Source organism: Corallococcus macrosporus (genome assembly GCF_017302985.1).
In the GTDB taxonomy this organism is placed as follows: domain Bacteria; phylum Myxococcota; class Myxococcia; order Myxococcales; family Myxococcaceae; genus Corallococcus; species Corallococcus macrosporus_A.
The window spans coordinates 380,775-405,116 of record NZ_JAFIMU010000009.1; the positions used below are offsets into that span (position 1 = coordinate 380,775).

The window sequence follows — 24,342 nt, forward strand, 5'->3', positions numbered from 1 at the left end:
ACGCATAGCGGGCTTGCTCAACTTGTCGGGCTTGGGGCCCCCGGAGTTGTCTCCGGTGGCGCGGACGTGGGCGAATGTGGGGTGGACGACGTCGGAACCGATGGATTCCGAGGAATTCCGCGCCCTTCGGGGCGAGGACGGGCCGGGGATGGGGTCAACCGGCCCCCCTTGAAGCCGCGCAGGAACACGTAGCGGCGGAAGTCGCGCAGGAAGGCGTCCACGGGCAGGCCGATGGACGCCTGGAAGCCGCCGGGGAAGTCCAGGCCCTGGCGCATGGCGGTGAGGACGCCCCGGACGCGCGCCTCGCCGTAGCGCTCCATGAGGAAGGTGAAGGCGTGGTGGGCGGCGCCGTACACGGTGGCGTTCTGGGTCTCGTAGAGGGACTCGGCGCGCGCGAGCGGATCCTCCCGGGGGTACTGGTGGAGGAAGCGGGCCAGGTCCTCCAGGCTGGGGACGCGGTAGCCCTGGGCGGCGGTGTACGAGGCCATGCCCTCACTGAACCACAGGGGGATGCCCTTCTTCGTCCAGTCGGACACGGTGGCGGACGCCTGCCACATGAGGCTGTGGGTGAGCTCGTGGAGCAGCAGCTCGTCCACCTGCTTCTGCGTGGCGCCGGCGTTCGTCCACGTGCGGGGGCTCTGGACCTCCACCTGCTCGTAGCGGGCCCAGGCGCGCAGGAAGTCGTAGCCGGACCGGTTGGCGGCGCGCTCCAGGGCGGCGTGGTTGGGGTGGATGACCAGGGTGACGGGCTCGTGGAAGGTGCCCCAGCGCGCCAGGCGGGGGCCCGCGTGCTTCACCGCGATGCGGACCATGTCCGCGGCCTGCGTGTCCTTCGCGGCGTGCGCGAAGCGGAACTCACCGCCGGGCAGGTCCAGCGTGGCGGCGGGGTTGACGGCCTTGTGGGGCGCGGAGGCGCAGGCGGAAAGGAGGACCGTCGTCGCGAGCAGGGCGAGCAGCAGGCTCCATCGTCCGGTACCGCCCACCCGCATCCCACGTCCCTTCAGTCGGCGCCGAGCCAGCGGACCACGGCGCGGCCCACGTCCGCGACGGTGGAGAAGGACGCTACCTCCGGTGCGGTGGGGCCGAAGTAGAGCATGGGCACGGCGTGCACGGTGTGTCCTCGAACCGACAGGTCCTCCACGTTGCCGTGGTCACTGCACACCAACACGCGCGCGTCGTGTGGGCGCGTGGCGGCGACGGCGCGCAGGAAGGCGTCGAAGGTGTCGAGCGCCAGGCGGGCGGCCGTGAAGTCCTGCGCGTGGCCGGCCTCGTCGGCGAGGTAGTGCTCGAAGAAGGTGAAGTCCGCCCCGCCCGCGATACGCCAGAAGAGGGCCGCGGCTTCGCCCGGCGTGCGGTGGGGCACGTCCAGTCCGTGCGCGCGCGCGTTGGCGCCGGTGATGTCGTGGGTGAGGCCGTCATCCGCCCGCGCGTCGTCCAGCGTGCGCAGCGGCTCCTGGCCCGCGGCGAAGGCGAGCTTCGCGGCGGAGGGGCGCACCTTGCGCGCGGCGCGCTCGGACAGGGTGAACTCCGGCGGGGACGTGGACGGGCGCCGGGGGACGCCGAGCGCGTCCAGGTATGGCGCGGGGTACGCGTTGGCGAACGTGGCCGTGCGGCCCGCGGCCTTGAGGCGCCGCACGATGGAGCGCTCCGCGAGCAGGTCCTTCAGGGCGGTGTTGGGGTAGCCCAGGACATGGCCCCCCACGAGGACGGGCGCGGGGTCCCCGGTGAGGATGGCGGTCTGGTTGGAGGCGGACTGGGGCCGGCCGGGCACGCCGAAGGTGGGGTCCACCGCGAGGCCCACGCCGCCGTGGGGCAGGACGGGGGTGGGGGCGTCCTGGAACCACGCCAGGAGGTGGTCGCGGTCCGCGAGCGGGTTCACGGCCGGGTCCTTCCGTCCGATGCCCACCCCATCGATGAACAGGACCGCGACGCGCACGGCCCGGGACTGTATCCTCGAATCCGACACGCATGGCCATCCACGGCGACCTCTTCAGCTACCCGCTCCCCGAGTTCCTTCAATGGCTGGACAGCTCCCGCAAGACGGGGACGTTGCAGCTGTCGTGGGAGGCGGGCGAGCGCAAGTTGTTCCTCCTGTCCGGCCAGGTGGGCGCCACCGCGAGCGAAGGCCTGCGCGGCCGCGTGGCCCGCCTGCTATCGCTGCCGAAGCTGGCCACGGGCACGCGCGTGCTGGCGGCGTTCGACGAGCTGGCGCGCACGCCGGACGTGGACGCGGCCTTCGACGCGCACGGCGTGCAGGCGAGATGGGTGCGGGATTTGGGCCGCGAGGAGCTGTTCGCGGCGATGACGGACCTGACCATCGCGGGGCAGGGCACGTTCCACTGGACGGAGGACGCGGACCGCACCGGTGAGGACTGGGTGCCGTCCGACATGAGCATCCGCGAGCTGCTCTTTGAATCCCTGCGCTGGGTGGACGAGCAGGGGGACGTGGACAAGGCGCTGCCCATCGACGCGCTGAGCGTGAAGGCGCTGGCGCCGCCCAGCCCCAGCCAGCCGCTGATGCACCGGATCATCCTGGCGCTGACGACGACGCCGCAGAACCTGGGGCGGCTGCGGCTGTCCATGGGCGTGTCGCGCTCGTCGGTGACGCGCCGGGTGCACGAGCTCTTGCGCGCGAAGCTGGTGGAGGTGGACGGCGCGCCGCAGGTGGAAGCGGATCCGGTGGCGGAGATGCTGGAGAAGGGCGCGGTGCTGATGCGCGAGGGCCAGTACGACGCGGCCGGCATCGTGTGCGGTTCGCTGCTGGCCAGCGACCCCGCGGACCGGCGCGTGCGCGAGTTCGCGCGCCTGGTGCAGCGCGAGCACGTGGCCGCGCTCTACGCGGACCTGCCGCCGCTGGTGGTGCCGAGGCTCATCCAGTCCCCGCAGACGATGGTGATGCTCAAGCCGGAGGAGCGGCAGATCGCCGGGCTGATCAGCGGGACGTGGGACGTGTCCACGCTGGTGCTGGCCAGCCCCGCGCGCGAGCTGGAGACGCTCAAGACGCTGGCGAAGCTGCACCGCATGGGGCTGCTGGAACTCTCGCTCCCGCGCTGACCTGGAGCCGGTGGGCACGGCTTCACGCCGTGCCCGGGCCGTTCCGTCAGCCGGCGGTCGGCAGGCCCACGGCGTTGAGCCGCACGAAGACCTGCATGAGCACGTAGAGCGCGAAGGCCGCGTCATCCACGCGCAGCTGCGGCAGCGTGGACAGGCCCTGCAGCCGCAGCAGGTCCGAGCCGTCCACGTGGAGCAGGAAAGCCTGCTGGGCCAGGGAGCCTTCCCCCGCGAACGCCATGGCGCGCCGGACGGCGTCGGTGCAGGCGGTGACGCAGGTGGTGTAGTCCCCGGCGATGAAGGCGGCCTCCGCGGCGCGGGCGTGGTCGAAGAGGTCCCCGGGCGCAAGCGCGCTCGTGGGCCCCAGCACCTTGCTGCCCGTGTTCGCGGCGACGACGGGCACGGCGGCGGGCTCCACGCGGGGCGGGGCGGGCGCCGTCAGCGTGCGGGGCACGGGCGTGGCGGCGATGGCGGCGGTGGGGCCCGCCTTGGGCGCGACGGACTGCGGCGCGACCGGCGGCTGGCGGTGGTGCAGGTGCTGCGCGAGCTGCGCCTCCAGGCCCGCGGGGGCGGTGCCGGGCGCGGGCGGCGCGGGGCGGGGCGGCGGGACGATGCGCTTGGCGCGCAGGTCCTTGATGACCAGCCGGGTGATGGTCTTGAGCGTGTCCATCACGCCGCGGCCGTTGGTGGCGGCGGACTCGAAGTCGGGGACGCCGCGCGGGTTGAGCTCCCGGCGCAGCTCCTCCACGGAGAGGACGTTGTCCAGGTCCCGCTTGTTCCACTGCATCACCAGCGGGAAGTTCTCCAGCCGGATGCCGTTCTCCAGGAGGTTCTCCTCCAGGTTGGCCAGGGACTCGCGGTTGGCGTCCATCGCCTCCGCCTGCGAGTCCGCCACGAACACCACGCCGTCCGCGCCCTGGAGCACCAGCTTGCGGGTGGCGTTGTAGAAGACCTGTCCGGGCACGGTGTAGAGGGCCAGGCGCACGGAGCAGTCGCCCACGCGCTCCACCTTCACGGGCAGGAAGTCGAAGAAGAGCGTCCGGTCGCCTTCGGTGGCGATGGACATCATCTCGCCGCGGTGGGCCGGGCGAACGGTCTCGTAGACCTTTCGCAGGGTCGTCGTCTTCCCCGACAGGCCGGGGCCGTAGAAGACGATCTTCGCGGCCACTTCGCGGGCCATCAGGTTCACGCTGCTCACGGTGTCAGCTTACCTAGAACGACTCGGCGCCCGGCGCCAGTTGCGGGGCGAACATTCGCGGGCGTCCCGGCCCGGTGCTCGGCCGCGAGCAGGGCGAAGAGGGCCGCCTCCTTCGCTTCCTCGGGGAAGCCCAGCACGTCCAGCCGCTCCAGTGGCACCGGGGCCAGCCGCGCCCGCAGGTCCGCCATGAGCACCGGGTTCCGCGTCCCGCCGCCGGAGACGTACACCGCCTCCAGCCGGGGAAAACGGGGGTGCACCCAGGTCTCGAAGGCGCGCGCGGTGGCCTCCACGGTGAAGGCGCGCGCGGTGGCCATCAGGTCATGGGGCCGCTCCGGGGCCGCCTTCCAGAGGCGGTCCACCAGCGGCTCGCCAAAGCCCTCGCGGCCCGCGCTGCGCGGAGGGGGACGGGCGAGGAACGGATGCGCGAGCAGCTCCTCCAGGAGCGCCGGAATCACCTGGCCCCGGGAGGACAGGCTGCCGTCCCGGTCACACCCGAGCTGGCCCTGCGTCACCCGGCGCGCCAGGCCATCCAGCACCATGTTCGCGGGCCCGGTGTCGAACGCGAGCGTGTCGTCCAGGTGCTCGCCCACGACGCTCACGTTGGCGATGCCGCCCAGGTTGAGGAACGCGCGCGTGGCGTCCGGCCGCTCGCGGTTCCGGAAGACGGCCCAGTCCAGGTAGGGCACCAGCGGGGCACCCTGTCCGCCCACGGCCATGTCGCGCGTGCGGAAGTCGCTGACGACGGGCAGGCCGGTGCGCTCGGCGATGACGTCCGCTTCGCCAATCTGGAGCGTGGACGCGATGGGCGACAGGTCTGGGGGCAGGTGCGCCATCGTCTGGCCGTGCGAGCCGACGGCGTGGATGTCCCCGGGCTTCACGCCCGCTCGCGCGATGACGGCGAGGACTGCCTCCGCGAAGCGCTCCCCGAGCTCGAAGTTGAGCGCGCAGAGGCTCCGGGCGTCCTGCGGGCCCAGGACCCGCGAGACGAGGTCCGGAGAGAAGGGATGGGAGACGTGCGCGAGCAACTGGAGCGTCACGTCCGCGCCCGTGCCCTCCACGCGGCACAGCGCCGCGTCCGCCGCGTCCACGCTGGTGCCGGACAGCACGCCCACGCACAGCCGGGGCGGCAGGGAGGGGGAGGGTGGCGTGGCGGGGCGCATGCTCCAAGTCTAAAGCCCGGCACCCACGCCCGCCGGGCCCCGGCCTGGAGGGCAAGCCGTGTGTGTCCGGAAACGTCGTCGTCAGGAAGACGTCCGTCTGGCTTTCGGACGTTCGAGCCCTCGCAGGCCCGTGTCCTTCAACCGGCGCCGGGCCTGGGCCGCGGGAAGCCCGGTGAAGTGCATGGCCAGCGCCAGCTTCACGTTGTCCCCCGCGGCCTCCAGCAGCGCCTCCGCGCGCGCCGGGGGCAGGTCCGTGAGCTCCGCCACCATGCGCACCGCGCGGGCCCGCAGCTTCACGTTCGTCGGGCGCACGTCCACCATGCGTCCCCGGTACACGTGGCCCAGCGACACGAACGCCGCGGTGGTGATGGCGTTGAGCACGAGCTTCGTCGCCGTGCCCGCCTTCAGCCGCGTGGAGCCCGCCACGACCTCCGGGCCCGTGCGCGCCAGCACCACCGTGTCCGCGCGCATGGCCGGCCCGGGCGGGTTGCAGCACACCAGCACCGTGCGCGCTCCACGCTCGCGGGCCGCGTCCAGCGCGCCCCGGACATACGGCGTGGAGGCGGACGCGGAGATGCCACACACGACGTCGCGCGCCGTCGCCCGGAAGGCCCGCACCGCCCGGGCCCCCGCGCCGACGTCGTCCTCGGCGCCCTCCACGGCGTGCGTCAGGGCCCTGCGGCCGCCCGCGATGGCCGCCTGGACCCGCGTCGCCGGGACACCGAAGGTGGGGGGACACTCGCTCGCGTCGAGCACGCCGAGCCGACCGCTGGTGCCCGCGCCCACGTAGAGCAGCCGGCCGCCAGCGCGTAGCGCTTCCGCCACGGCCCGGGCCGCCGCCGTGATGGACGGCAAGGCCTCACGGACCGCGCGCAGCGCGATCAGGTCTTCTTGATGCAACCGTCGGACGACCGCCTCGACAGAGAGGAGGTCCAGGTCATCCGCGCGGGGATGGAGCCGTTCGGTGGGCGGAAGCGCGGACTTTCGAGCGCGCGTCATGCCCACCGGAAGGCTCCCGGACTTCAGGCGGCCTTGGTCACCTTGCCGGCCTTGATGCAGCGGGTGCAGGCCAGCACGCGCTCGATGCTGCCGCTGACGTTCGCCCGGACCTTCTGCAGGTTCGGCAGGGTCCGCTTCTTGGTCTTGTTGTTCGCGTGGCTGACGTTGTTACCCACCAGCGGACGCTTCCCACAGAGGTCGCACTTCCACGCCATGACTGCTAACTCCTTGAAAACTGGGGCGTTCGACAGCAGCCCATAAAAGAGCGGCGGACCCTACCAGAAACAGGCCGGAAATCCAGCCGGATCCGACCCGAGGGCCTATCCCTTGAGCGGATCCTTCTTCTTCAACATCTCCTGCACCAGCTTCGCGGCCCGCATGCCCGCGAGCAGCTCGCCTTCGAGGCCCAGGCCGGGCAACACCTCGCGACCCGCCAGGATCACGTTCTTCGCGGGCGTGCGCTGCTTCAACCCCGTGACGCCCAGGAAGGCTTCCGTTTCGAAGCTGTAGAGCGGGTGGGGCATGAGCCGGCTGCCGCGCACCCCCCCGGCGTCCAGGTAGGGGACCGAGCGCAGCGCGCGGTGCTGCTTCGTGAAGGGCATCAGCCGGTCCAGGTGCTCGTCGATGCGCGCGGCCAGCGCCCGGAGGGCCTCCTCGCCCTCCTCGCGCGCGGTGGCCGGGACGAAGGCGCCCGCGCACACCACGCGCACGCCCTCCACGTCCTTGCCTCCGGTGCGCGCGGGGTGCTGCTGCACGAGCAGCGGGCCCAGCTCCGGGTCCTGCGTGTCCACCAGCACCAGCTCGCCCATGCCGCGCGGGAGCGCCGCCTCCGGCACCACCCAGTTCACGCTGAAGAGCAGCGACTTGATGTTGGACTGATCCAGGTGCTCCAGCAGGCCGCGGTTGTGCTTCTTGTCCGTCACCAGCCGGCGCAGCGCCCCGGAGTCCGTGGCCGTCACCAAGCACGACGCGCGGTAGAGCGTGTCCGAGCGCACCAGCTTCACGCCGGAGAACTTGCTGCCGTCGAAGGCCAGCTCCTCCACGATGAAGCCCGCCGGGTTGTCGCGGCCCAGCACGTCGCCGCCCAGCTCCGTCAGCCGCCGGGTGAGCACGTCGCGCAGGGCGTCCATGCCGCCGGGATAGGTGGACGGTGCGGTGAGCACCTGGGACAGGGCCCGCGTGTGCGCCAGGGGCGCGGAGGGCTTCTCCAGGTGGACCAGGAAGGGCAGCAGGCCGCGCACCAGCGACAGCGCCGGATCATCTCCCGCGAGCCTGGGCGAGGCCTCCAGGGCCGGGTGCTCCTTGATCTGCCCCTTGAGCTTCCAGCCCTCGAAGAAGCCGTCGGGCGGCAGCTGGGGGCCTTCCTTGAAGAAGGCGTCGGTGGCCTCGTGCTGCGCGGCGCTGCCGGTGAGCGCGCCCTGGATGCCCTCGCCGGCCTCGCCGAACTCGCGCGTCAGCTCCGCGCGGCGGCGGGCGGCGTCGCCGGGCAGGTCCACCCGGTTGCGGGGCAGCACCAGCTGGAGCTCCGGGGCGTGGGGGCGCAGCGCGCGGCCGATGGCGGTGGACAGGCCCAGCTCGTTGAGGGCCTCCTCCACCGCGGGCATCGCCTTGAGGGGCGGCGCGACGAAGGGTGCGTAGGGCAGGATGAAGCCGTCGTGCTCGTAGCCGGGCCCCATGCCGTCGTGCTCCACCAGCAACACGCGGTGGTTGCGCTTCGCCAGGAGCGCGGCGGCGAGCGCGCCTCCGACCTGGCTGCCCAGCACGATGACGTCATACACGTGCCGGGACGGGCCCGAGGGGAGCTTGAGTTTGGCGGCGGACGTCGACATGGCCGCCGAACACTACACAACGTCATCGCGTCTGGCGCCCTTTTGGCGCCCCGGCTTCCAGGGAGGCGGCCCCGGGGTGGGGCGGCCCGGCCCCTCTAGGCCCTGGAGCTGAACAGGCGCGCGAGCAGCTCCGGGGGCAGCGTGTCGAAGTCCGGGGCGGTGTAGTGGGCCCCCGCCTTCTTCAGCGCCTCCGCGGTCGTGGTGGTGGTGATGCCCACGGTGACCATGCCGGCGGCGCGCGCGGACAGCACGCCGTTGATGGCGTCCTCGAAGGCCAGGCACGACTCGGGGGGCACGTTCAGCGCCTTCGCGGCCGCGAGGAAGATGTCCGGCGCGGGCTTGCCCCGCGTCACCTGTTCAGCGCCGACGATGCTGGTGAAGAGGGGCCGCAAGGAGAGCCCGTCCAGCACCAGCTCGCGGTTGCCCTGCGGCGCGGCGGTGGCCACGGCCAGGGGCAGACGCGCGTCGCGCAGGCGGTGCAGGAAGCCCTCCGCGCCCCGGTGCAGCGCCAGGTAGGGCCGGTAGATGGCGCGGTAGTGGGACTCCTTCTCGTCCGCGAGCGCGTCCAGCTCCGCGACGGAGAGGTTGCGGCCCAGCAGCTGCGGGAGGATCTCCTCGTTCTTCTTGCCCGCGAACTCGTTCTGGAAGCGTTCCGCCGTCAGTCCCTCCAGCCCCAGCTTCCGGGCGAGCGACACCCAGGCGCGGTTGTGGAAGTCCATGTTGTCGACGAGCGTGCCATCCATGTCGAAGACGGCGGCGAGCAGGGGGGCGGCAGCGGAAGTCATGTTCTTCCCAATACCGATTCTGGCCGCCATGTCACCCCCGAATCTCGCGTGCGAGCCCCTTCCGGGCTGATATCCCCCACGGCATGAGCGAGGACGTGCTGCTGGAGACGCGGGGCGCGGTGGGTCTGGTCACCCTCAACCGACCGAAGGCGCTCAACGCGCTCTCGCTGGAGATGTGCCGGGCGCTGCACCCCCAGTTGGACGCGTGGGCGGCGGATCCGTCCGTGAAGGCGGTGGTGATCCGCGGCGCGGGCGGCAAGGCGTTCTGCGCGGGAGGGGACGTGCGCGCGGTGGCTGGTTCGGTCGCACGGCCGGACACCGGCGCGTCGCTGTCGCGCGATTTCTTCCTGGCGGAGTACGCGCTCAACCACCGCATCCACCACTTCCCGAAACCGTTCATCGCGCTGGTGGACGGCATCTGCATGGGCGGTGGGCTGGGCCTGTCCGTGCACGGGGCCTTCCGGGTGGTGACGGAGAGGCTGATGCTCGCGATGCCGGAGACGGCCATCGGCATCTTCCCGGACGTGGGAGGTGGCTGGTTCCTGCCGCGCTTCCCGGGCGAGACGGGGACGTACCTGGGACTCACTGGCGTGAGGTGTGACGCGGCGGATGCGCTGTGGCTGGGGTACGCGACGCACCGGGTGGAGTCCTCGCGGCTGGAGGACGTGCTGGCCGCGCTGGTGGCCGCGGACTGGAGCGGGCCGGGGCGTGAGGTGGCGGCGCGCGTGCTCCAGGGCTTCCATCAGGAGCCGGGGCCTTCGGGGCTCGCGACGAAGGCGGACGTCATCCAGCGGTCCTTCCAGGGGAACCGCGTGGAGGACATCCTCGCGGCGCTGGAGCGCGAGGGCACGCCGTGGGCGGAGGAGACCCGCGCGACGCTGCTGCGCATGTCGCCCACGAGCCTCCGCGTGACGCTGCGGCAGCTGCGCATCGGGCGCGGCCAGGACTATGACGCGACGGCGCGCATGGAGTACCGGTTGAGCCAGGCGCTGACCGCGCGGCCGGACTTCCAGGAGGGGATCCGCGCGGTGCTGGTGGACAAGGATCAGAAGCCGCGCTGGAACCCGGCCACGCTCGCGGAGGTGACGGACGCGGAGGTGGAGGCCTGCTTCGCGCCCCGGCCAGGGAACGAGCTGGAGCTGCCCGCTTCGCGCTGATCCGTGCTTCGCGTCTCGAGGTGGCTACAGGTCCTCGTCGCTCACGACGGTACGCCCGTCCGCGCGAAGCAGCGCGGTGGTGATGCCTTCGCCGGGGCGCAGCACGCCGGACTCGTAGACGCGCTGGCTGCCGCACGAAGGGCTCTTTTCCTTCAAGAGCGCCACCGTGACGTCGAACCGGCGCGCGGCTTCGAGAGCCTGACGGGCGCCATCCTGGAACGCGGCGGTGCGGTCCTCGCGCGTCTCCCGCGTGAGGGCCCGCGCACGACCGGCCCAGACGTCCACGCCCGTTCCACCGGCAAGGTCCACGGGAGGCCGCGGAATGCCCAGGCCCGCGGCGGCCTCCGGGCAGATGGGGATGACCGCCTTGCCCTCCAGCGCCGCGAGCACGCGCTCCGACCGCTGCGAGCGTCCGTCGTAGCGGCACGCCTCACCCAGCAGGCACGCGCTGACCATCACCGTGGGGGCCTCGCGCAGGGCCTCTCTCCGGGCGTCACGAGCCTGATCCGGGTCCCGCGCTTCCGTCACTTCGGCGCACCCGGGCTGCGAAGCGCCATGCCGTCGCCCGTCACCCGCGCAGCCACCTTCGTGCGCGTCCCGTCCAGCGTCACCGCGCCCGTCACCGCCAGCCGCACGGCCAGCGGATACAGCCGGTGCTCCTCCGCGAGGATGCGCGCGCTCAGGCTCGCCTCGTCATCGTCCGGCAGCACGGGCACCGCGGCCTGCGCGATGATGGGGCCCGTGTCCGTGCCCGCGTCCACGTAGTGCACCGTGCAGCCGGCCACCTTCACGCCGCGCTCCAGCGCCTGCCGCTGCGCATGCAGGCCCGGGAACGACGGCAGCAGGGAAGGGTGGATGTTCAGCACGCGTCCCGGGAAGCGCTTGAGGAAGTCCGCGCTCACCAGCCGCATGAAGCCCGCCAGGCACACCCACTCCACGCCCGCGTCCGCCAGCACGCCGAGCACCGCCGCCTCGAAGTCCGCCTTCGACCCGAAGCCCTTGTGGTCCACCACCTCCGCGCGCACGCCCGCCTTCCGGGCGCGCTCCAGCGCGAACGCCGTGGGCACGTTGGACAGCACGCACGCCACCTCGGCCGGGTAGTCCGCCTGCCCGGCCGCGTCGAGCAGCGCCTGCAGGTTGCTCCCGCCGCCGCTGACGAGCACCCCCAGCCGCGCCCGCTTCACGCTCATGGATCGATGACCGCCGTGGCCTCGCCCTGGCCCGCTTCCACCCGGCCCACCTCGGACGCCTCCACACCCCGGGCGCGCAGCACCTCCAGCGCCTTCGCCACGTCCTCCTTCGCCACCACGACGATGAGGCCCAGGCCCATGTTGAACGTGCTGAACATCTCGTCGCGCGCCACGCCGCCCGTCTTCGCGATGAGGTCGAAGATGGCCGGCTTCTTCCACGAGGACTCGGTCAGCACCGCGCGCGTCCCGTCCGGCAGGCAGCGGGGCAGGTTGCCCGGGATGCCGCTGCCGGTGATGTGCGCCATGCCCTTCACCTTCACGGCCTGGCACAGCGCGAGCGCGTCCTTGACGTAGATGCGCGTGGGCTCCAGCAGCGCGTCACCCAGCGGCCGGTCCAGCCCCGGCGGCGTCATGTCCAGCGGCAGCTTCGCGTCGTCCAGCAGTACCTTGCGCGCCAGCGAGTAGCCGTTGCTGTGCAGGCCGGACGACGTGAGGCCGATGAGCGCGTCACCCGGCTTCACCGTCTTGCCGTCGATGATGGCGGAGCGCTCCACCACCCCCACGCAGAAGCCCGCGACGTCGTACTCGCCCCGCGCGTAGAAGCCCGGCATCTCCGCCGTCTCCCCGCCCAGCAGCGCGCACCCCGCCTGCTCGCAGCCCAGGGCAATGCCCTTGACCACCTCCGCCGCGGCGTCCACCTCCAGCTTCCCCGTGGCGAAGTAGTCCAGGAAGAAGAGCGGCTCCGCGCCACAGGTGAGGATGTCGTTCACCGACATGGCCACCAGGTCGATGCCCACCGTGTCGTGGCGCCCCGCCAGGAAGGCCACCTTCAGCTTGGTGCCCACGCCGTCGGTGCCCGCCACCAGCACCGGCGCCTGGTACTTGCCGGGCGGCAGTGCGAACAGGCCGCCGAACCCGCCCACCCCGGCCAACACCTCGGGGCGCGTGGTGCGCGCGGCATGGGGCTTGATCTTCTCGACGAACGCGTCGCCGGCCTCGATGTCTACTCCGGACTGCTTGTAGGTCGTTCCCACGGGCCGGCCTTGTACCCCTCCCGGGGGCCCCTGTCTCGGGCCACGGAGAGGACCTGTCGGGTTTGCGGCGGCACGCCGCCCTCGGGTGCCCGCACGATATCGGTCTGGGATATTTGACCGGTGGGGTGGGGGCTGATTGACTCGCGGGCCAGATGGGCGCCGAGGAAACCCTCTTTCAACGTTTTGGCAAGGAGTTCCCCAAGGGCACCGAGCTCTTCCGCGAGGGAGAGATCGGCAAGGAGATGTTCGTCATCCAGTCCGGGAAGATCGCCATCTCCAAGCGCGTGCGCGACGTGGAGAAGGTGCTCGCCGTGCTGGGCCCGGGCGAGTTCTTCGGCGAGATGGCCATCATCTCCAACAAGCCCCGGAACGCCTCCGCCGTGGTGCATGACGACGCGAAGCTGCTCGTCATCGACCCGAAGACCTTCGAGGCGATGATCCGCGGCAACGCGGAGATCGCCGTGCGGATGATCAAGAAGCTGGCCGAGCGCCTCTCCGAGGCGGACGCCCAGATTGAAAACCTGCTCCACGGCGACCCGGCGAGCCGCGTCGTGCACCAGATCCTCCAGGCCTGCCAGACGCGCGGCCGGCCCCTGGAGGAGGGCGTGGAGGTGGACTTCGCCGTGCGGGACATGCCCCGGCAGATCGGCGTGGGCGAGCCCGCCGTGCGCAGCATGCTGGAGCGCCTGGAGCGCGCGGGCCTCATCGAGCGCAGCGGTGACAGGGTCACCGTGTATGACACGGCCCGGCTGCATGACTTCCTCAACTACCTTGAGATGAAGTGGAAGTTCGGAGACCTCTAGCGTGAAGCTGCAAGTCCTCGGGTGCCACGGCGGCGAGCTTCCCACGTGCAGGAGCACCTGCTTCCTCGTGGATGACGTGCTCGCGCTCGACGCGGGCGCACTCACCGGGACGCTCTCGCTGGAGCAGCTGTGCAAGGTGGACGACGTGCTCGTCGGCCACAGCCACTTCGACCACGTGAAGGACCTGCCGCTGCTCGCCGACCTCGTCATCGGCCGGCGCGACAGGCCCGTCACCATCCATGCCTCCCGCGAGTGCGCCAAGGCGCTGCGCGAGAACATGTTCAACAACTCGCTGTGGCCGGACTTCACGCGCATCCCCACGCGCCACAAGCCCGTCCTGGCCATCAAGACCTTCCGCGCCGGCAGCACCTTCCAGGTGGGCCCCTACACCGTGAAGAGCGTCCCGGTGAGCCACCCCGTGGAGTCGTGCGCCTTCATCATCAGCGACGGCAAGTCGTCGCTCGCGATGAGCGGCGACACCGGCCCCACGGACAAGCTGTGGAAGGCGCTCAACGCCACGAAGAACCTCAAGGCGCTGCTCCTGGAAGCCAGCTTCCCCAACAGCCTGCAGGCCCTGGCGGACATCTCCGGCCACCTCACGCCCGCCACCGTGGGCTCGGAGCTGCGCAAGTTCGACCGCAACGGCGCCCAGGTGATGCTCTACCACCTGAAGCCCGCGTTCGTGACCCAGCTCAAGAAGGAGCTGGCCCCGCTGCCGGTGAACGTCCTGGAGCTGGGAGAGACGTTCCAGTTCTAGCGCCGGGTGTGCCGCGGCGCGCCGTACGGAGGTATTGACGGCTCGCGGCGGCCGGATTAACCCCCGGGCCCCATGGCCTGGTTCTCCAAGAAGCCCCGCATCGCCGTTGACCCTGAGCCCGTCGCCGAGCCCCAGCCCTCCCGCATGCAGGGCCTCTGGGCCAAGTGCGAGCAGTGCGACGAGATCATCTACCGCCAGGAGCTCGAGAAGAACTGGATGGTGTGCATGCACTGCGAGCACCACCACGCCTGGACGGCTCGCGCGCGCCTGGCCGCCACGCTGGATCCGGACTCCTTCGAGGAGTTCGACAAGGAGCTGGAGCCCCAGGACCCGCTCGGCTTCACCGACTCCAAGAAGTACAAGGACCGCCTGAAGTCCACGCGCAAGAACCTGGAGGAGAACGACGCGTTCATCTCCGGCGTGGGCCGCATCGAGGGACACCCCGTCTCCATCGGCAGCTTCGTGTTCGAGTTCATGGGCGGCTCCATGGGCTCCGTGGTGGGTGAGAAGGTGACGCGCGTGTTCGAGCGCGCCTTCGAGCTCAAGTGCCCCGCGGTGGTGTTCTCCGCGTCCGGCGGCGCGCGCATGCAGGAGGGCATCTTCTCCCTCATGCAGATGGCGAAGACGTCCGCGGCCATTGCCCGCTTCCGCACCAGCGGCAAGCCGTACATCTCCGTGATGCTCAACCCCACGACGGGCGGCGTGGCCGCGTCCTTCTCCTGGCTGGGCGACATCATCCTCGCGGAGCCCAAGGCCCTCATCGGCTTCGCCGGCCCGCGCGTGATTGAACAGACCATCCGCCAGAAGCTGCCGGAGGGCTTCCAGCGCTCGGAGTTCCTGCTGGACCACGGGATGATCGACGCCATCGTCCACCGCAAGGAGCTGCGCGGGAAGCTGGGCCAGCTCCTGGGCATGCTGGGGTAGGGCGGCGGGCCTCCACCCATGGACGCCCCTCGCACTCCGGAAGAAGCCCTGCGCTTCTTCCAGGCGCTCAACCCCTCCGGCATCAAGCTGGGGCTGGAGCGCGTGAAGGACGCGCTCGTCGCGCTCGGCCATCCGGAGCGCGACTACCCGGCGCTGCACGTCGCCGGGACCAACGGCAAGGGCAGCACCTGCGCCTTCGTGGCGCGCGCGCTGGAGGCCGCCGGCCACCGCGTGGGGCTCTACACGTCCCCGCACCTGGTGCGCGTCAACGAGCGGATCCGCCTGAACGGCTCGGACATCCCGGACGACGTCTTCGGGCAGCGCATCCTGGAGGTGCTGGAGCGCTACCCCTCCGCGCTGTCGGATCCGATGACGTACTTCGAGTTCGGCACCGTGGTCGCGCTCTGGCACTTCTCCCGCGAGCGCGTGGACGTGGCCGTGCTGGAGACGGGGCTGGGCGGCCGGCTGGACGCCACCAGCGCCGCGAGCCCGGTCGTCACGTGCGTCACGCCCGTGTCCTTCGACCACATGGAGTACCTGGGCCACACGCTCCGGGAGATCGCCCGGGAGAAGGCCGGCATCTTCAAGGCCGGCGTCCCGGTGGTGCTGTCGAAGCAGGAGCCGGAGGCGCTGGAGTCGCTGCTGCGCCGCGCGGAGGAACTGGGCGTGCCCGTCCAGGTGGAGGGCCGCGACTTCGGCATCGTCCCCGGGTCCAATGACACGCTGTCGTACCGGGGCGCGAGCTGGTCGCTCGACGGACTCACGCTCGCGCTGCGCGGTCCGTATCAGCGCCAGAACGCGGCCGTGGCCCTGGCCTGCCTGGAGGCCCTCCGGGCCCGGGGCGTGGTGGTGACGCCGGAGGCCGCGCGCGAAGGCCTGGCCACCGCGCGCTGGCCCGGGCGGCTGGAGGAAGTGTCCCAGGGGCCAACGGTGGTGGTGGACGGCGCCCACAACCCGGCGGGTGTGGCGGTGTTGCTGGAGGCCCTGCGCGCCCTCTACGCGGGCAGGCCGCTGCACCTGGTGTTCGGTGTGGTGGCGGACAAGGACCGGGGGCCGATGATGCAGGCCCTGTTTCCGCTGGCGGCCTCCGTGCACCTCACGCCGCTGGACACGCCGCGCTCGCTTGCTCCGGAGCGATACATCGCTGAAGCACGGGATTTGTGTTCACGGGTGGTCTCGCACGCCTCCCTGGCGGAGGCCCTTGCCGGAGCGAAGGACGATGCAGTGGGTCGTCCGGACGGCGTCGTTCTGGCGACAGGTTCACTGTTCCTGGTAGGCGCCGTGAAGCGAATGGTCGACCGAAGCCTTGGCGCAACGCAGCAGCAGCAGTAACTTTGCGACATGCGCCTGCCGGACTGGAGATCAGCGCTTCCGGGACCTCCGATGCCCACCGTCGACGAGGTCGATTTCCGGGCGCTGTACTCCAAGACGAACTACGTGGTGGAGACGGCGGACGGCTGGTCGCTCGTCATCACGCGCTACCGGCCGGTGAAACAGGCGTTCGCGCAGCCGCTGTTCGGTGAGCCGCTGCTGCTGGTGCACGGCTTCTCCCAGAACCGGCACACGTGGACGAGCGGCCAGTTCGTGAAGAACCTGCTCTTCTTCGGCGTGGACATCCACATCCTGGAGCTGCGCGGGCACGGCAAGAGCTCCATCGCCTTCCAGAGGGAGCGCGCGGAGCGCTTCAAGCGCCCGCTGCCGCAGGACCTGGACTACGGCTGGGACCTGGACAGCTACTTCCTCTACGACCTGCCGGCGGCCGTCTCCGGCGTCAAGCGCATCACCCGGCGCGAGCGCATCTTCTACTGCGGCCACTCCATGGGCGGCATGCTGGGCTACGGCTACGCCGGCATCCACGACGACTTCGAGGGGCTCATCACCATCGGGTCGCCCGCGGACCTGGGGCGCGGCTTCATGCTCCTGCGCGCGCTGGCGCACGGCTCGCCGCTGGTCGCCAGCGCGGTGGACCTGACGCTGGGCGGGATGAACCTCAACCGCCGCGCGGCGTCGCTGGGCCGCTCGCTCCTGGCGAAGGGGGCGGGCGCCTTCAGCCCCTCGCTCCAGAAGCGCCTGGCGCCGGAGGACGCGAAGCCGCTGGTGTTCAACGCGGTGCCGGTGGACGTGGTGCTCAAGTGGGTGGAGCGGCAGCTGGCGCAGGCGGACGAGTCCGCGCTGTATCAGCGCTTCACGCGCAAGCTGAACCGGCTCATCAACACGGAGCGCGTCAGCCGCGACGACATCCGCTGGCTGCTGCGCGAGGGCGGCGAGCGCGAGCCGCGCAAGGTGATTGAACAGTTCGCCCGGTGGATCCGCCGGGGCGAGATGGTCTGCTACCGCACGGACTACGACTTCAAGCGTGGCTTCGGCAAGATTGAGATCCCCATGGCCATCATCTTCGGGGACATGGATCCGCTGGCGTCCGTGGAGTCCACTCGCAGCGTGTACCGTGCCGCGAAGAGCGAGTACCTGCTGTGGCGGCCGGTGAAGGGCAACAGCCACGTCGAGCTGACGATGGGGCACGACATCCGGCAGATCTGCTACGACATCAAGAACCTCATCGAGTACACGCGCACGCACCGCACGCGCTCGCCGTCCATGCCGCGCTTGCGTTGAAGCGCGGACGTTCCGGTCAGCCTGAAAAGTTGGTGCCTCCCGGGCGCGTGATAATTTCGCGCGCGTCTGTCTTCTGACGCATGTCACGGGAGTGGTCGATGAAGGGCTTCGCGGTGTCGCTGCTCGGATTGTGGCTCGTGCCGCTGGTGGCGCTGGCGCAGCAGCCGGCGGACCTCAACACCATCACGGCCATCTCCGTGAGCGGCGGGACGGTGGAGATCACCGGCAGCAAGAAGCCGGACTTCAACAGCTTCACCATGACGGATCCGCCCCGGCTCGTCATCGACGTGTCCGGCGCCGTCTTCCAGGGCGTGGCGGAGGAGCAGCCGGTGGGCAACGGCACCGTCACCGGCATCCGCACCGCCACGTACGGCACGGAGTCCGCGTCCATCGCGCGCATCCTCATCGGCTACGAGCGCGAGGTGGAGACGGACATCCAGTCCTCCGGCAACACGCTGGTGGTGAAGGTCCTGGGCGGCGGGGGCGGCACGGCCGTCGCGGCCAACACGCCCGCGGAAGCTCAGGGGACGCCGGCGCAGGGCACGGCCGTCGCGGCCAACACGCCCGCCGGAGCCAGCGCCCAGGACGCGGCCCGCGCCGCCGCGTCGGACCGTGAGGCGCAGGAGAAGGCCGCGAAGGCCGCCGCCGACGCCGCCCGGGCGGAGCGCGAGGCCCAGGAGAAGGCCGCCGCCGAGGCCGCCGCCCGCGCCAAGGCGGACTCGGACGCGCAGCTCAAGCGTCAGGAAGAGGCCCGGGTCGCCGCGCAGCGCCAGGACGAGGAGCGCCGCAAGTCCGAGGAGGCCGCCGTCGCGGAGCGCAAGCGCCAGGAGGAGGAGGCCCAGGCCGCCGCGAAGCGCGCCGAGGACGAGCGCCGCGCCAGCGCCCAGGCCGCCGCCGACCAGAAGCGCCAGCGCGAGGAGGAGGCGAAGACGGCCGCGGAGCAGAAGAAGGCCGCCGCGCAGGCCGCCGCCGACGAGAAGCGGGCCGCCGCCCAGGCCGCCGCCGAGGAGCGCCAGGCCGCCGCGAAGACGGCCGCGGAGCAGAAGAAGGCCGCCGCGCAGGCCGCAGCCGACGAGCGCCGCCAGAAGGAAGAGGAGCGCCGCGCCGCCGCGCAGGCCCGCCGCGAGGAGCAGCAGGCGGCCCACCTGGCCACCGCCGAGAAGAAGCGCCAGCGGGCGGAGGAGGCCCGGGAGCGCCGCGAGCAGGCCGTGGCGGCCCGTGAGTCGCGCGCCCGTCCCAGCCAGGGCAGCGCCGCCTCCGAGCCGCGCGAGAGCGGCGGGGGCTCGGTGTCGTCGCGCCGCAAGACGATGACGCTGATTGGCTTCCAGCAGCAGCCGGACAGCTCGCGCGTCTTCGTGCGCACCAACGAGCCCGTGCGCTACACGGTGGGCGGCTCCGGCAACCAGGTGGTGCTGGAGCTGGAGAACACGCGCGTGGTGGAGTCCAACAACACGCTGCCCCTGGACACGCACTTCTTCCCGTCGGCCGTGTCGCGGGTGGAGGCCTTCGCCGGGTCGGGCCAGACCGTGCGCGTCGTCATCCAGCTGAAGCAGGGGGTTCGTTATGAGACACGCCAGGAAGGCGGCCTCATCACCCTCGACTTCCCGCGCCCGGGCCGGTAGGACGGGACGGGCGCCGTTGCCGGCACGGCGCCCCCCCGCCCACGCCTCCCGCATGACCTTCCTTGCCCCGGTCGTCCTGACGCTCTGGGTGTCGGCCCAGATTCCGCTGGCCACGCAGGTGGAACTTCCCACCGGCGAGGTCGTGGAGCTGGCGGCCGACTACGTCGTCTACGAAAACGACACCCTCACCGCCCGGGGCCACTGCGAGCTGCGCAGCGGCCCCAACGTGCTGCGCGCGGACGAGGTGACGTACAGCGAGGCCACGCAGGTGGCCACCGCCACCGGCAACGTCATGTTCGTCAGCGGCCTGATGGCCGCCATCGCGGACGACGTGCGCGTGGACCTGCGCTCCAACGAGGCCAACGTGAAGGGCGGCCTCTTCATGCAGAAGAAGGGCGTCACGCCCGAAGCGCTCCAGGCCGCCAAGACACCGGACGAATTACGCAAGCTGGGGGAGACCCCCGTCCTCATGAGCGGCACGCGCATCCGCCGCACGGGGGAGACGGCCTTCTCCGTGGACGGCCTGGCCTTCACCCCGTGCCAGTGCGGCCCGGGTGAGCCTGGCTGGCGCGTGGAGGCCAAGGAGGCCAACGTGAAGATGGGCGAGCGCGCCATCCTCACCTGGCCCGTGGTGTACGTGCGCTCGGTGCCGGTGTTCGCGCTGCCGTGGCTGTACCTGCCCCTGGCCGAGCGCCGCTCCGGCCTGCTCATCCCCCGGCCCTCCAACTCCGGCCTCAACGGCTTCGCGCTGGACGTGCCCGTCTTCGTCACGCTGGGGGAGAGCTACGACCTGACGTTCACGCCGGGCATCATCACGGGCAGCGGCGACGTGACGAACACCTTCTTCTCCGACCGGGAGAAGACGACCATCCGCGAGCCGCGCCCCAACGGCGTGAAAGGCCCGCGGCTGCTGACCGAGTTCCGCTACGTCCCCAGCGACCGCACGCGCGGCCGGGCCACGCTGGGCTTCCTCTACGACCTGCGGCCCCGGCTGAACCCCATCACCCTGGACTTCATGCGCGTCTACCGGGAGGTCGCTCCGGGCGTGCGGGATTACACCTCGGAGATCGTCGACGAGAAGCGGGGCGTGCGCGGCGAGGCGTCCTGGCAGCACACGCAGGACCTGGGCGACGGCTGGCACGACCGTGTGGACGCGTACTTCGTGTCGGACGGCTTCTACACGCGCGACCTCACCGCCGACCTGCTGGTGCAGAACACCAACTACCTGCGCAGCACCGCCGTCGTGTACCAGCGCAAGGACGAGCGCTACCTGGGGCTGGACGTGTCGCTGCGCCAGGACCTGCGCTACCCCTTCCGGTTCTTCCAGACGAACACCATCCCCGCCGAGGCCACGGCGGACAACGTCGCCACCGAGCCCCACGGCCCGACGACGTTCCAGCGGCTGCCGGGTCTCACCCTGGCCCTGCCCGAGCGGCCCCTCTTCGGGGGGCGCGTGATGGGCGGGCTCCACGTGGAATACAGCCGGCTGGCGCCGCTGCGCAGCCGCGGCTTCGCGGACGACGGCTTCGACGGGCAATTCGCGCCGCTGCGCCTGTTCCGCCCGGAGGGCTACCCGCTGGAGTACAACTACTTCGCGCTGCCGCAGGACATCCTGGAGGGCAACGGCCGCCTCGACCCCATGGAGCGCGAGGGCCGCGACCGCGTGATGCTGGCCCCGCGCCTGTCCACGTCCTACGGGCTGGGCACCTGGGGCCGGCTGACGCCCTCCGTGGGGCTGCGCCAGGCCGTGTCCGTGGGCGAGGTCTCCGGCCGCACCAACGCACGCGGCTACCCGCTGGCGGACCTGGTGCTGGACTCGCAGCTGGCGCGCACCTTCAAGGACGGCGACACGCTCTACCGCCACACGCTGTCCCCGTCGGTGAGCCTGCGCTACGTGCCCGGCGGCTGGGGCGCGGGGCGCACTGTCCTGAAGTCCAACGGCTCCGGCACGCTGCCGCTCATCTACGACGAGTGGGACTCCGCCGTGCCGCTGAAGTCCGACGGCCGCGTGCGCGGCTTCCTCCACGCCGTGGTCGCCGTGGACCAGACGCTGCGCGTCCGCAAGGGCCCCACGACCCGCGAACCGCTGCGCCTGCGCATCGGCCAGGGCTTCGACCTGTCCCGCGTCGCGCCCGTGGCGGGCCGGGACCTGGTGGAGGGCAGCGTGCTGCGCGACACCTTCGCGCGCCTGTCCGCCAGCGCCGGCGTCCTCACCGCGGGCGCCGTCGTCCGCATGGATCCGACGACGCGCGACATCACCCAGCTCTCCGCGGACTTCACCATCGACAATGGCAGGGGCAATGCGCTGTACGCGCGCTACGACGACCTGCTCGCGGTGAAACAATTGTCAATTGATCGCGGGTTGGATCCCCTGGCACAGGGACCCGATTTCGTACGGCGGGGCGTGGACATGCTGGTGGGAGACGCACCTCGTCGCCTGCCGTCCCACAACGACCAGCTCGATCCCTCTCCGACCGAACGGGCACAGGCTCTCACTGCCGGTACGCGAATCAAACTCGGATTCGGGCTCGGATTGCGATACGAAGCGTTGGTGCAACCGCTTTATAAGGACTCGATTTCCCAGGAAAGTCAGCCCCTTGCACAGCAGACCTTCGGTGTGTCCTACGGACCCGCCTGTGACTGCTGGCGCATCGAGGGGGTGGTGATCCTGCGGCGCAATCAGTCGCCGGAATTCGCCGGCGTTAATCTGAGTGTGGCCGGTTTCGGGTCCTTTGGGTCGGGAGGGTAGGAATCACCCGCCGTACGCGAGCGTTGCACTCACCTCAGAAACATCCCCCAGAGGAGAAGTCTTTCGTGTCGGATCTCGGAAAAAGAATTGGCCAGCGCATTCGCGAGCTTCGCACGCAGCGCCCGGAGCGATGGACGCAGGAGGAGCTCGCGGAGCGTGCGCAGATCAGCGTGTCCTTCCTGTCGATGATCGAGCGCGGTGAGCGTGTGCCCCACGTTGAAACCCTGGCGGCGCTGTCCAACGCCCTCAGCGTCAGCCTCGGTGAGCTCTTCACGGGCACCGAGCAGACCCCTGCCCAGACGGAGGACCTGCTGCGTCCGCTGTCTGACTTCGCCCGTGCGCGTGGCCTCAACGCGCGCGACGTGGACCGCCTGCTCGGCGTGGCCCGCGTGATGTTCAACGGCTCGGCGGCCTGAGCCCCTTCCCGGGGGAAGGACCTTCCCCGTGCGTGCCCCTTCCGCCCGCCTCCCCCTCGGCGTGGCGGAGGGCCCCACGTAAGGATTGACCCCGGGGCCCCGCGTCCGTAGCGTGGCTGGCTGATTCTTGAATCAACCAGCCGTGGGAGGACGCGTGGGCCAGCAGAAGACGGCGCCGGAGAACGGGACGCGGGAGAGCGAGCGCCGCCGCACCATCCTGCGGGCCGCCATCGACGTGTTCGCCCGCAAGGGCTACCACGGCTGCCGCATCGCGGACGTCGCCAAGGAGGCGGGCGTCGCGTACGGGCTGGTCTACCACTACTTCAAGAACAAGGATGAGCTGCTGGAGACCGTCTTCGAGACGGGCTGGAGCGGCTTCATCGCCCGCGCGCGCGCCGTCGCCGAGAGCGAGGGGCCGCTGGTGGAGAAGGTCCGCCGCATCGCGGACGTGGCCTTCGAGGCCTACCGCGTGGACCCCCGCGCGGTGAAGGTGCTCATCCTGGAGATTGCCCGCTCCCCGGCCGGCGCCCGCATCAACCGGCAGACGGCCTTCGTGGACGTCATCCGCCTGAGCGCGCAGATGTTCACCCACGCGAAGGAAGCAGGGGAGCTGCGCCCGGACGTGGATCCGCTGCTCGCGTCCGCGCTGCTCTTCGGCTCCATTGAAATGGGGCTCACCGCGTTCGTCGTGGGGCTCGCGGACGCGCGCGACGCGGCGATGCTCGAGCGCGCCAAGGCGCAGATCGCCGACTCCTTCCTCCACGGCGTGCTGCTGGACGGCGCGTCCCTCAAGGCCGCGCCGCCGAAGGCCGAGCCGGTGAAGCCCGAGCCGGTGAAGCCCGAGCTTCCGGCGGGTGACGCGCCGCCGGACGTGCCCCCGCAGAAGAAGGCCGCGCCGAAGGCCCGGGCCCCCAAGCGCGGCTGAGGGCCTCGCCTACGGGTTGCCCAGGCCGGGCGCGTTGGTGGCCACGCCCGGGGCTTCCGGGGCGCCGGTGAAGTCCAGCTTGAGCAGCGTCTGGCCATCCACCCACCGGTCATCCGCCTTCACGCCCCAGTGCAGGTGCGGGCCGGTGACGCGGCCGGTGTTGCCCACCAGGCCCAGCGCTTCGCCCTGCTTCACGGTGGCGCCGTCCTTCACGTCGATGCGGGACAGGTGGAAGTACGCGGTGTAGAGCCCCGCGCCATGGTGCAGCAGCACGGTGTTCCCGGACGCGTAGTTGTCGCGCACCATCACCACCGTGCCGTCGTTGGCGGCGACCACCGGCGAGCCCGTGGCGCCATCCAGGTCCACGCCGAAGTGCTGCGTCTGCAGCTTGCCGTTGAACGAGCGGCGGTCGCCGAAGGGCGCCGTCACCGTGGCCTCGCGCGGCCAGGCGAAGTTCTGGCCGAACAGCGGCGCGACGAAGGGCTGCGCGAACGCCGCGGCGAACGCCTTGCGGTCCGCCTCCATGCGCGCCTTCACCGCCTTGGGCGGCGACACGTACTTGTTGGCCACCTTCAGCTCGCGCTCGCGGAAGCCCGGCGCGCCCACGTGGAGCACGCCGGACAGCAGCACCGGCAGGCCGCGCCCGGAGGCCGTGACGTCCACCGGCACGCTGCCCTCCACCTGCTCCACCGGGAGGCTGGTGAGGGCCGCGTAGCCGTCGCTCCACGCGAAGAAGCGCAGGGGCCGGCCCGCGACCGTCCCCGAGGGGAGCGCGGACGCGCCGCTCACCGTCACCAGCACCGGGTCGCCCGGCTTCGGGTTGGCGGGCTGGAGCGACAGGCGCGGCCCGTCCACCGGCTTGACCTTCAGCGGCGCCAGCTCTCCCTGGACGACGACGCCCGGCGTGGGCGCGCCCGGGGCGCGCGTGCCTGACGCGGCGGAGGGACCGGTGGGCGTGTTGCCGGCGAGCGCCGGAGTCCCGGTGGCGAGCAGGGCGAGGACGAAGACGCGGGAGGCAGAGGGGTTCCGGGCGGGCATGGGCCGTTCTTTACACCACGCACGCGCGGAACCTTCCCGGACCGGCGTCGGGCGTGTTGGCTGTCTGCTTCTCTGCCCGGAAGGGCTCGTCT

The 24,342-nt window shown here is 71.4% G+C and carries 23 protein-coding genes; 11 read left to right on the forward strand and 12 right to left on the reverse strand.

Annotated features, from left to right (window positions below):
- Positions 1-17 precede the first annotated feature (17 nt).
- On the reverse strand, positions 18-989 hold the full coding sequence (locus tag JYK02_RS29580) for a hypothetical protein (RefSeq protein ID WP_207056020.1): 972 nt from the start codon (positions 987-989) through the stop codon (positions 18-20).
- Between the two features lie 11 nt (positions 990-1,000).
- Entirely contained in the window at positions 1,001-1,936 is a 936-nt protein-coding gene (locus JYK02_RS29585) for a metalloenzyme (protein ID WP_207056021.1), read from the reverse strand.
- A gap of 32 nt (positions 1,937-1,968) precedes the next feature.
- Between JYK02_RS29585 and JYK02_RS29590 the strand changes: the two genes are divergently transcribed.
- The gene (locus JYK02_RS29590) at positions 1,969-3,054 is read left to right on the forward strand and encodes a DUF4388 domain-containing protein (RefSeq protein WP_207056022.1); all 1,086 of its coding nucleotides are present in this window, start codon (positions 1,969-1,971) and stop codon (positions 3,052-3,054) included.
- 46 nt (positions 3,055-3,100) lie between these two features.
- Here JYK02_RS29590 and JYK02_RS29595 read toward each other — a convergent pair whose 3' ends face one another.
- The 6 genes from JYK02_RS29595 to JYK02_RS29620 form a co-directional block, all read right to left on the reverse strand.
- On the reverse strand, positions 3,101-4,249 hold the full coding sequence (locus tag JYK02_RS29595; RefSeq protein WP_207056023.1) for an ADP-ribosylation factor-like protein: 1,149 nt from the start codon (positions 4,247-4,249) through the stop codon (positions 3,101-3,103).
- Positions 4,246-5,409, reverse strand: coding sequence for an anhydro-N-acetylmuramic acid kinase (locus JYK02_RS29600; RefSeq protein WP_207056024.1), 1,164 nt, complete (start codon positions 5,407-5,409; stop codon positions 4,246-4,248). Before JYK02_RS29600 ends, JYK02_RS29595 begins: the two co-directional genes overlap by 4 nt.
- An 81-nt stretch (positions 5,410-5,490) precedes the next feature.
- Positions 5,491-6,408, reverse strand: a complete 918-nt coding sequence (gene murQ / locus JYK02_RS29605) for an N-acetylmuramic acid 6-phosphate etherase (RefSeq protein WP_207056026.1) — start codon at positions 6,406-6,408, stop codon at positions 5,491-5,493.
- Positions 6,409-6,431: 23 nt separating this feature from the next.
- Positions 6,432-6,623 carry a 50S ribosomal protein L28 gene (gene rpmB / locus JYK02_RS29610; RefSeq protein ID WP_014398134.1) on the reverse strand — a complete coding sequence of 64 codons (192 nt, stop codon included), beginning with the start codon at positions 6,621-6,623 and terminating at the stop codon, positions 6,432-6,434.
- 105 nt (positions 6,624-6,728) lie between these two features.
- Positions 6,729-8,237: an NAD(P)-binding protein gene (locus tag JYK02_RS29615; RefSeq protein ID WP_207056028.1), complete on the reverse strand. Its 1,509-nt coding sequence runs from the start codon at positions 8,235-8,237 to the stop codon at positions 6,729-6,731.
- Positions 8,238-8,332: 95 nt separating this feature from the next.
- The gene (locus JYK02_RS29620; RefSeq protein WP_207056030.1) at positions 8,333-9,022 is read right to left on the reverse strand and encodes an HAD family hydrolase; all 690 of its coding nucleotides are present in this window, start codon (positions 9,020-9,022) and stop codon (positions 8,333-8,335) included.
- A gap of 83 nt (positions 9,023-9,105) precedes the next feature.
- Here JYK02_RS29620 and JYK02_RS29625 point away from each other — a divergent pair, with 83 nt between their 5' ends.
- Positions 9,106-10,179, forward strand: coding sequence for an enoyl-CoA hydratase/isomerase family protein (locus JYK02_RS29625; protein WP_207056032.1), 1,074 nt, complete (start codon positions 9,106-9,108; stop codon positions 10,177-10,179).
- A 24-nt stretch (positions 10,180-10,203) separates the two neighbouring features.
- On the opposite strand, the gene JYK02_RS29630 is transcribed toward JYK02_RS29625, so the two are convergent.
- From JYK02_RS29630 to purM, 3 genes are read right to left on the reverse strand one after another with little or no spacing between them, the layout of a single operon-like run.
- The gene (locus tag JYK02_RS29630; RefSeq protein ID WP_347402613.1) at positions 10,204-10,707 is read right to left on the reverse strand and encodes a DUF523 domain-containing protein; all 504 of its coding nucleotides are present in this window, start codon (positions 10,705-10,707) and stop codon (positions 10,204-10,206) included.
- Complete coding sequence (gene purN / locus JYK02_RS29635) at positions 10,704-11,369, reverse strand: phosphoribosylglycinamide formyltransferase (protein ID WP_207056034.1); 666 nt, start codon at positions 11,367-11,369, stop codon at positions 10,704-10,706. The genes JYK02_RS29630 and purN overlap by 4 nt, the downstream gene beginning before the upstream one ends.
- Positions 11,366-12,403: a phosphoribosylformylglycinamidine cyclo-ligase gene (gene purM / locus JYK02_RS29640; RefSeq protein ID WP_207056035.1), complete on the reverse strand. Its 1,038-nt coding sequence runs from the start codon at positions 12,401-12,403 to the stop codon at positions 11,366-11,368. Before purM ends, purN begins: the two co-directional genes overlap by 4 nt.
- A 152-nt stretch (positions 12,404-12,555) precedes the next feature.
- On the opposite strand from purM, the gene JYK02_RS29645 reads away from it, so the two are divergent.
- The 9 genes from JYK02_RS29645 (at position 12,556) to JYK02_RS29685 (ending at position 23,212) form a co-directional block, all read left to right on the forward strand.
- The gene (locus tag JYK02_RS29645; protein WP_207056037.1) at positions 12,556-13,206 is read left to right on the forward strand and encodes a Crp/Fnr family transcriptional regulator; all 651 of its coding nucleotides are present in this window, start codon (positions 12,556-12,558) and stop codon (positions 13,204-13,206) included.
- 1 nt (position 13,207) lies between these two features.
- On the forward strand, positions 13,208-13,963 hold the full coding sequence (locus tag JYK02_RS29650; protein ID WP_120527169.1) for an MBL fold metallo-hydrolase: 756 nt from the start codon (positions 13,208-13,210) through the stop codon (positions 13,961-13,963).
- 72 nt (positions 13,964-14,035) lie between these two features.
- Positions 14,036-14,887, forward strand: coding sequence for an acetyl-CoA carboxylase, carboxyltransferase subunit beta (gene accD / locus JYK02_RS29655; protein WP_207056039.1), 852 nt, complete (start codon positions 14,036-14,038; stop codon positions 14,885-14,887).
- 18 nt (positions 14,888-14,905) lie between these two features.
- Positions 14,906-16,219, forward strand: coding sequence for a bifunctional folylpolyglutamate synthase/dihydrofolate synthase (locus JYK02_RS29660; protein ID WP_207056041.1), 1,314 nt, complete (start codon positions 14,906-14,908; stop codon positions 16,217-16,219).
- Between the two features lie 9 nt (positions 16,220-16,228).
- Complete coding sequence (locus JYK02_RS29665; protein WP_207056043.1) at positions 16,229-17,500, forward strand: alpha/beta fold hydrolase; 1,272 nt, start codon at positions 16,229-16,231, stop codon at positions 17,498-17,500.
- A gap of 98 nt (positions 17,501-17,598) precedes the next feature.
- Positions 17,599-19,122 (forward strand): AMIN domain-containing protein, encoded by a 1,524-nt coding sequence (locus JYK02_RS40550; RefSeq protein WP_207056045.1) that lies wholly within the window; start codon positions 17,599-17,601, stop codon positions 19,120-19,122.
- Positions 19,123-19,174: 52 nt separating this feature from the next.
- The gene (locus tag JYK02_RS29675) at positions 19,175-21,871 is read left to right on the forward strand and encodes an LPS-assembly protein LptD (RefSeq protein ID WP_207056047.1); all 2,697 of its coding nucleotides are present in this window, start codon (positions 19,175-19,177) and stop codon (positions 21,869-21,871) included.
- Between the two features lie 65 nt (positions 21,872-21,936).
- Entirely contained in the window at positions 21,937-22,287 is a 351-nt protein-coding gene (locus JYK02_RS29680; protein ID WP_014398120.1) for a helix-turn-helix domain-containing protein, read from the forward strand.
- Between the two features lie 154 nt (positions 22,288-22,441).
- Positions 22,442-23,212, forward strand: coding sequence for a TetR family transcriptional regulator (locus JYK02_RS29685; protein ID WP_207056049.1), 771 nt, complete (start codon positions 22,442-22,444; stop codon positions 23,210-23,212).
- Positions 23,213-23,221: 9 nt separating this feature from the next.
- On the opposite strand, the gene JYK02_RS29690 is transcribed toward JYK02_RS29685, so the two are convergent.
- Positions 23,222-24,250: a M23 family metallopeptidase gene (locus JYK02_RS29690; protein WP_242589330.1), complete on the reverse strand. Its 1,029-nt coding sequence runs from the start codon at positions 24,248-24,250 to the stop codon at positions 23,222-23,224.
- Between the last annotated feature and the right edge of the window lie 92 nt (positions 24,251-24,342).

Excerpts from the sequence above, each read along its gene's own strand:
- murQ (WP_207056026.1), bottom strand. The coding sequence starts at position 6,408 with ATGACGCGCGCTCGAAAGTCCGCGCTTCCGCCCACCGAACGGCTCCAT.
- JYK02_RS29580 (WP_207056020.1), bottom strand. The coding sequence starts at position 989 with ATGCGGGTGGGCGGTACCGGACGATGGAGCCTGCTGCTCGCCCTGCTC.
- JYK02_RS29660 (WP_207056041.1), top strand. The coding sequence starts at position 14,906 with ATGGACGCCCCTCGCACTCCGGAAGAAGCCCTGCGCTTCTTCCAGGCG.
- purN (WP_207056034.1), bottom strand. The coding sequence starts at position 11,369 with ATGAGCGTGAAGCGGGCGCGGCTGGGGGTGCTCGTCAGCGGCGGCGGG.
- JYK02_RS29665 (WP_207056043.1), top strand. The coding sequence starts at position 16,229 with ATGCGCCTGCCGGACTGGAGATCAGCGCTTCCGGGACCTCCGATGCCC.
- JYK02_RS29690 (WP_242589330.1), bottom strand. The coding sequence starts at position 24,250 with ATGCCCGCCCGGAACCCCTCTGCCTCCCGCGTCTTCGTCCTCGCCCTG.
- accD (WP_207056039.1), top strand. The coding sequence starts at position 14,036 with ATGGCCTGGTTCTCCAAGAAGCCCCGCATCGCCGTTGACCCTGAGCCC.
- JYK02_RS29615 (WP_207056028.1), bottom strand. The coding sequence starts at position 8,237 with ATGTCGACGTCCGCCGCCAAACTCAAGCTCCCCTCGGGCCCGTCCCGG.
- JYK02_RS29590 (WP_207056022.1), top strand. The coding sequence starts at position 1,969 with ATGGCCATCCACGGCGACCTCTTCAGCTACCCGCTCCCCGAGTTCCTT.
- JYK02_RS40550 (WP_207056045.1), top strand. The coding sequence starts at position 17,599 with ATGAAGGGCTTCGCGGTGTCGCTGCTCGGATTGTGGCTCGTGCCGCTG.
- JYK02_RS29645 (WP_207056037.1), top strand. The coding sequence starts at position 12,556 with ATGGGCGCCGAGGAAACCCTCTTTCAACGTTTTGGCAAGGAGTTCCCC.
- JYK02_RS29600 (WP_207056024.1), bottom strand. The coding sequence starts at position 5,409 with ATGCGCCCCGCCACGCCACCCTCCCCCTCCCTGCCGCCCCGGCTGTGC.
- JYK02_RS29625 (WP_207056032.1), top strand. The coding sequence starts at position 9,106 with ATGAGCGAGGACGTGCTGCTGGAGACGCGGGGCGCGGTGGGTCTGGTC.
- JYK02_RS29620 (WP_207056030.1), bottom strand. The coding sequence starts at position 9,022 with ATGACTTCCGCTGCCGCCCCCCTGCTCGCCGCCGTCTTCGACATGGAT.
- rpmB (WP_014398134.1), bottom strand. The coding sequence starts at position 6,623 with ATGGCGTGGAAGTGCGACCTCTGTGGGAAGCGTCCGCTGGTGGGTAAC.
- JYK02_RS29675 (WP_207056047.1), top strand. The coding sequence starts at position 19,175 with ATGACCTTCCTTGCCCCGGTCGTCCTGACGCTCTGGGTGTCGGCCCAG.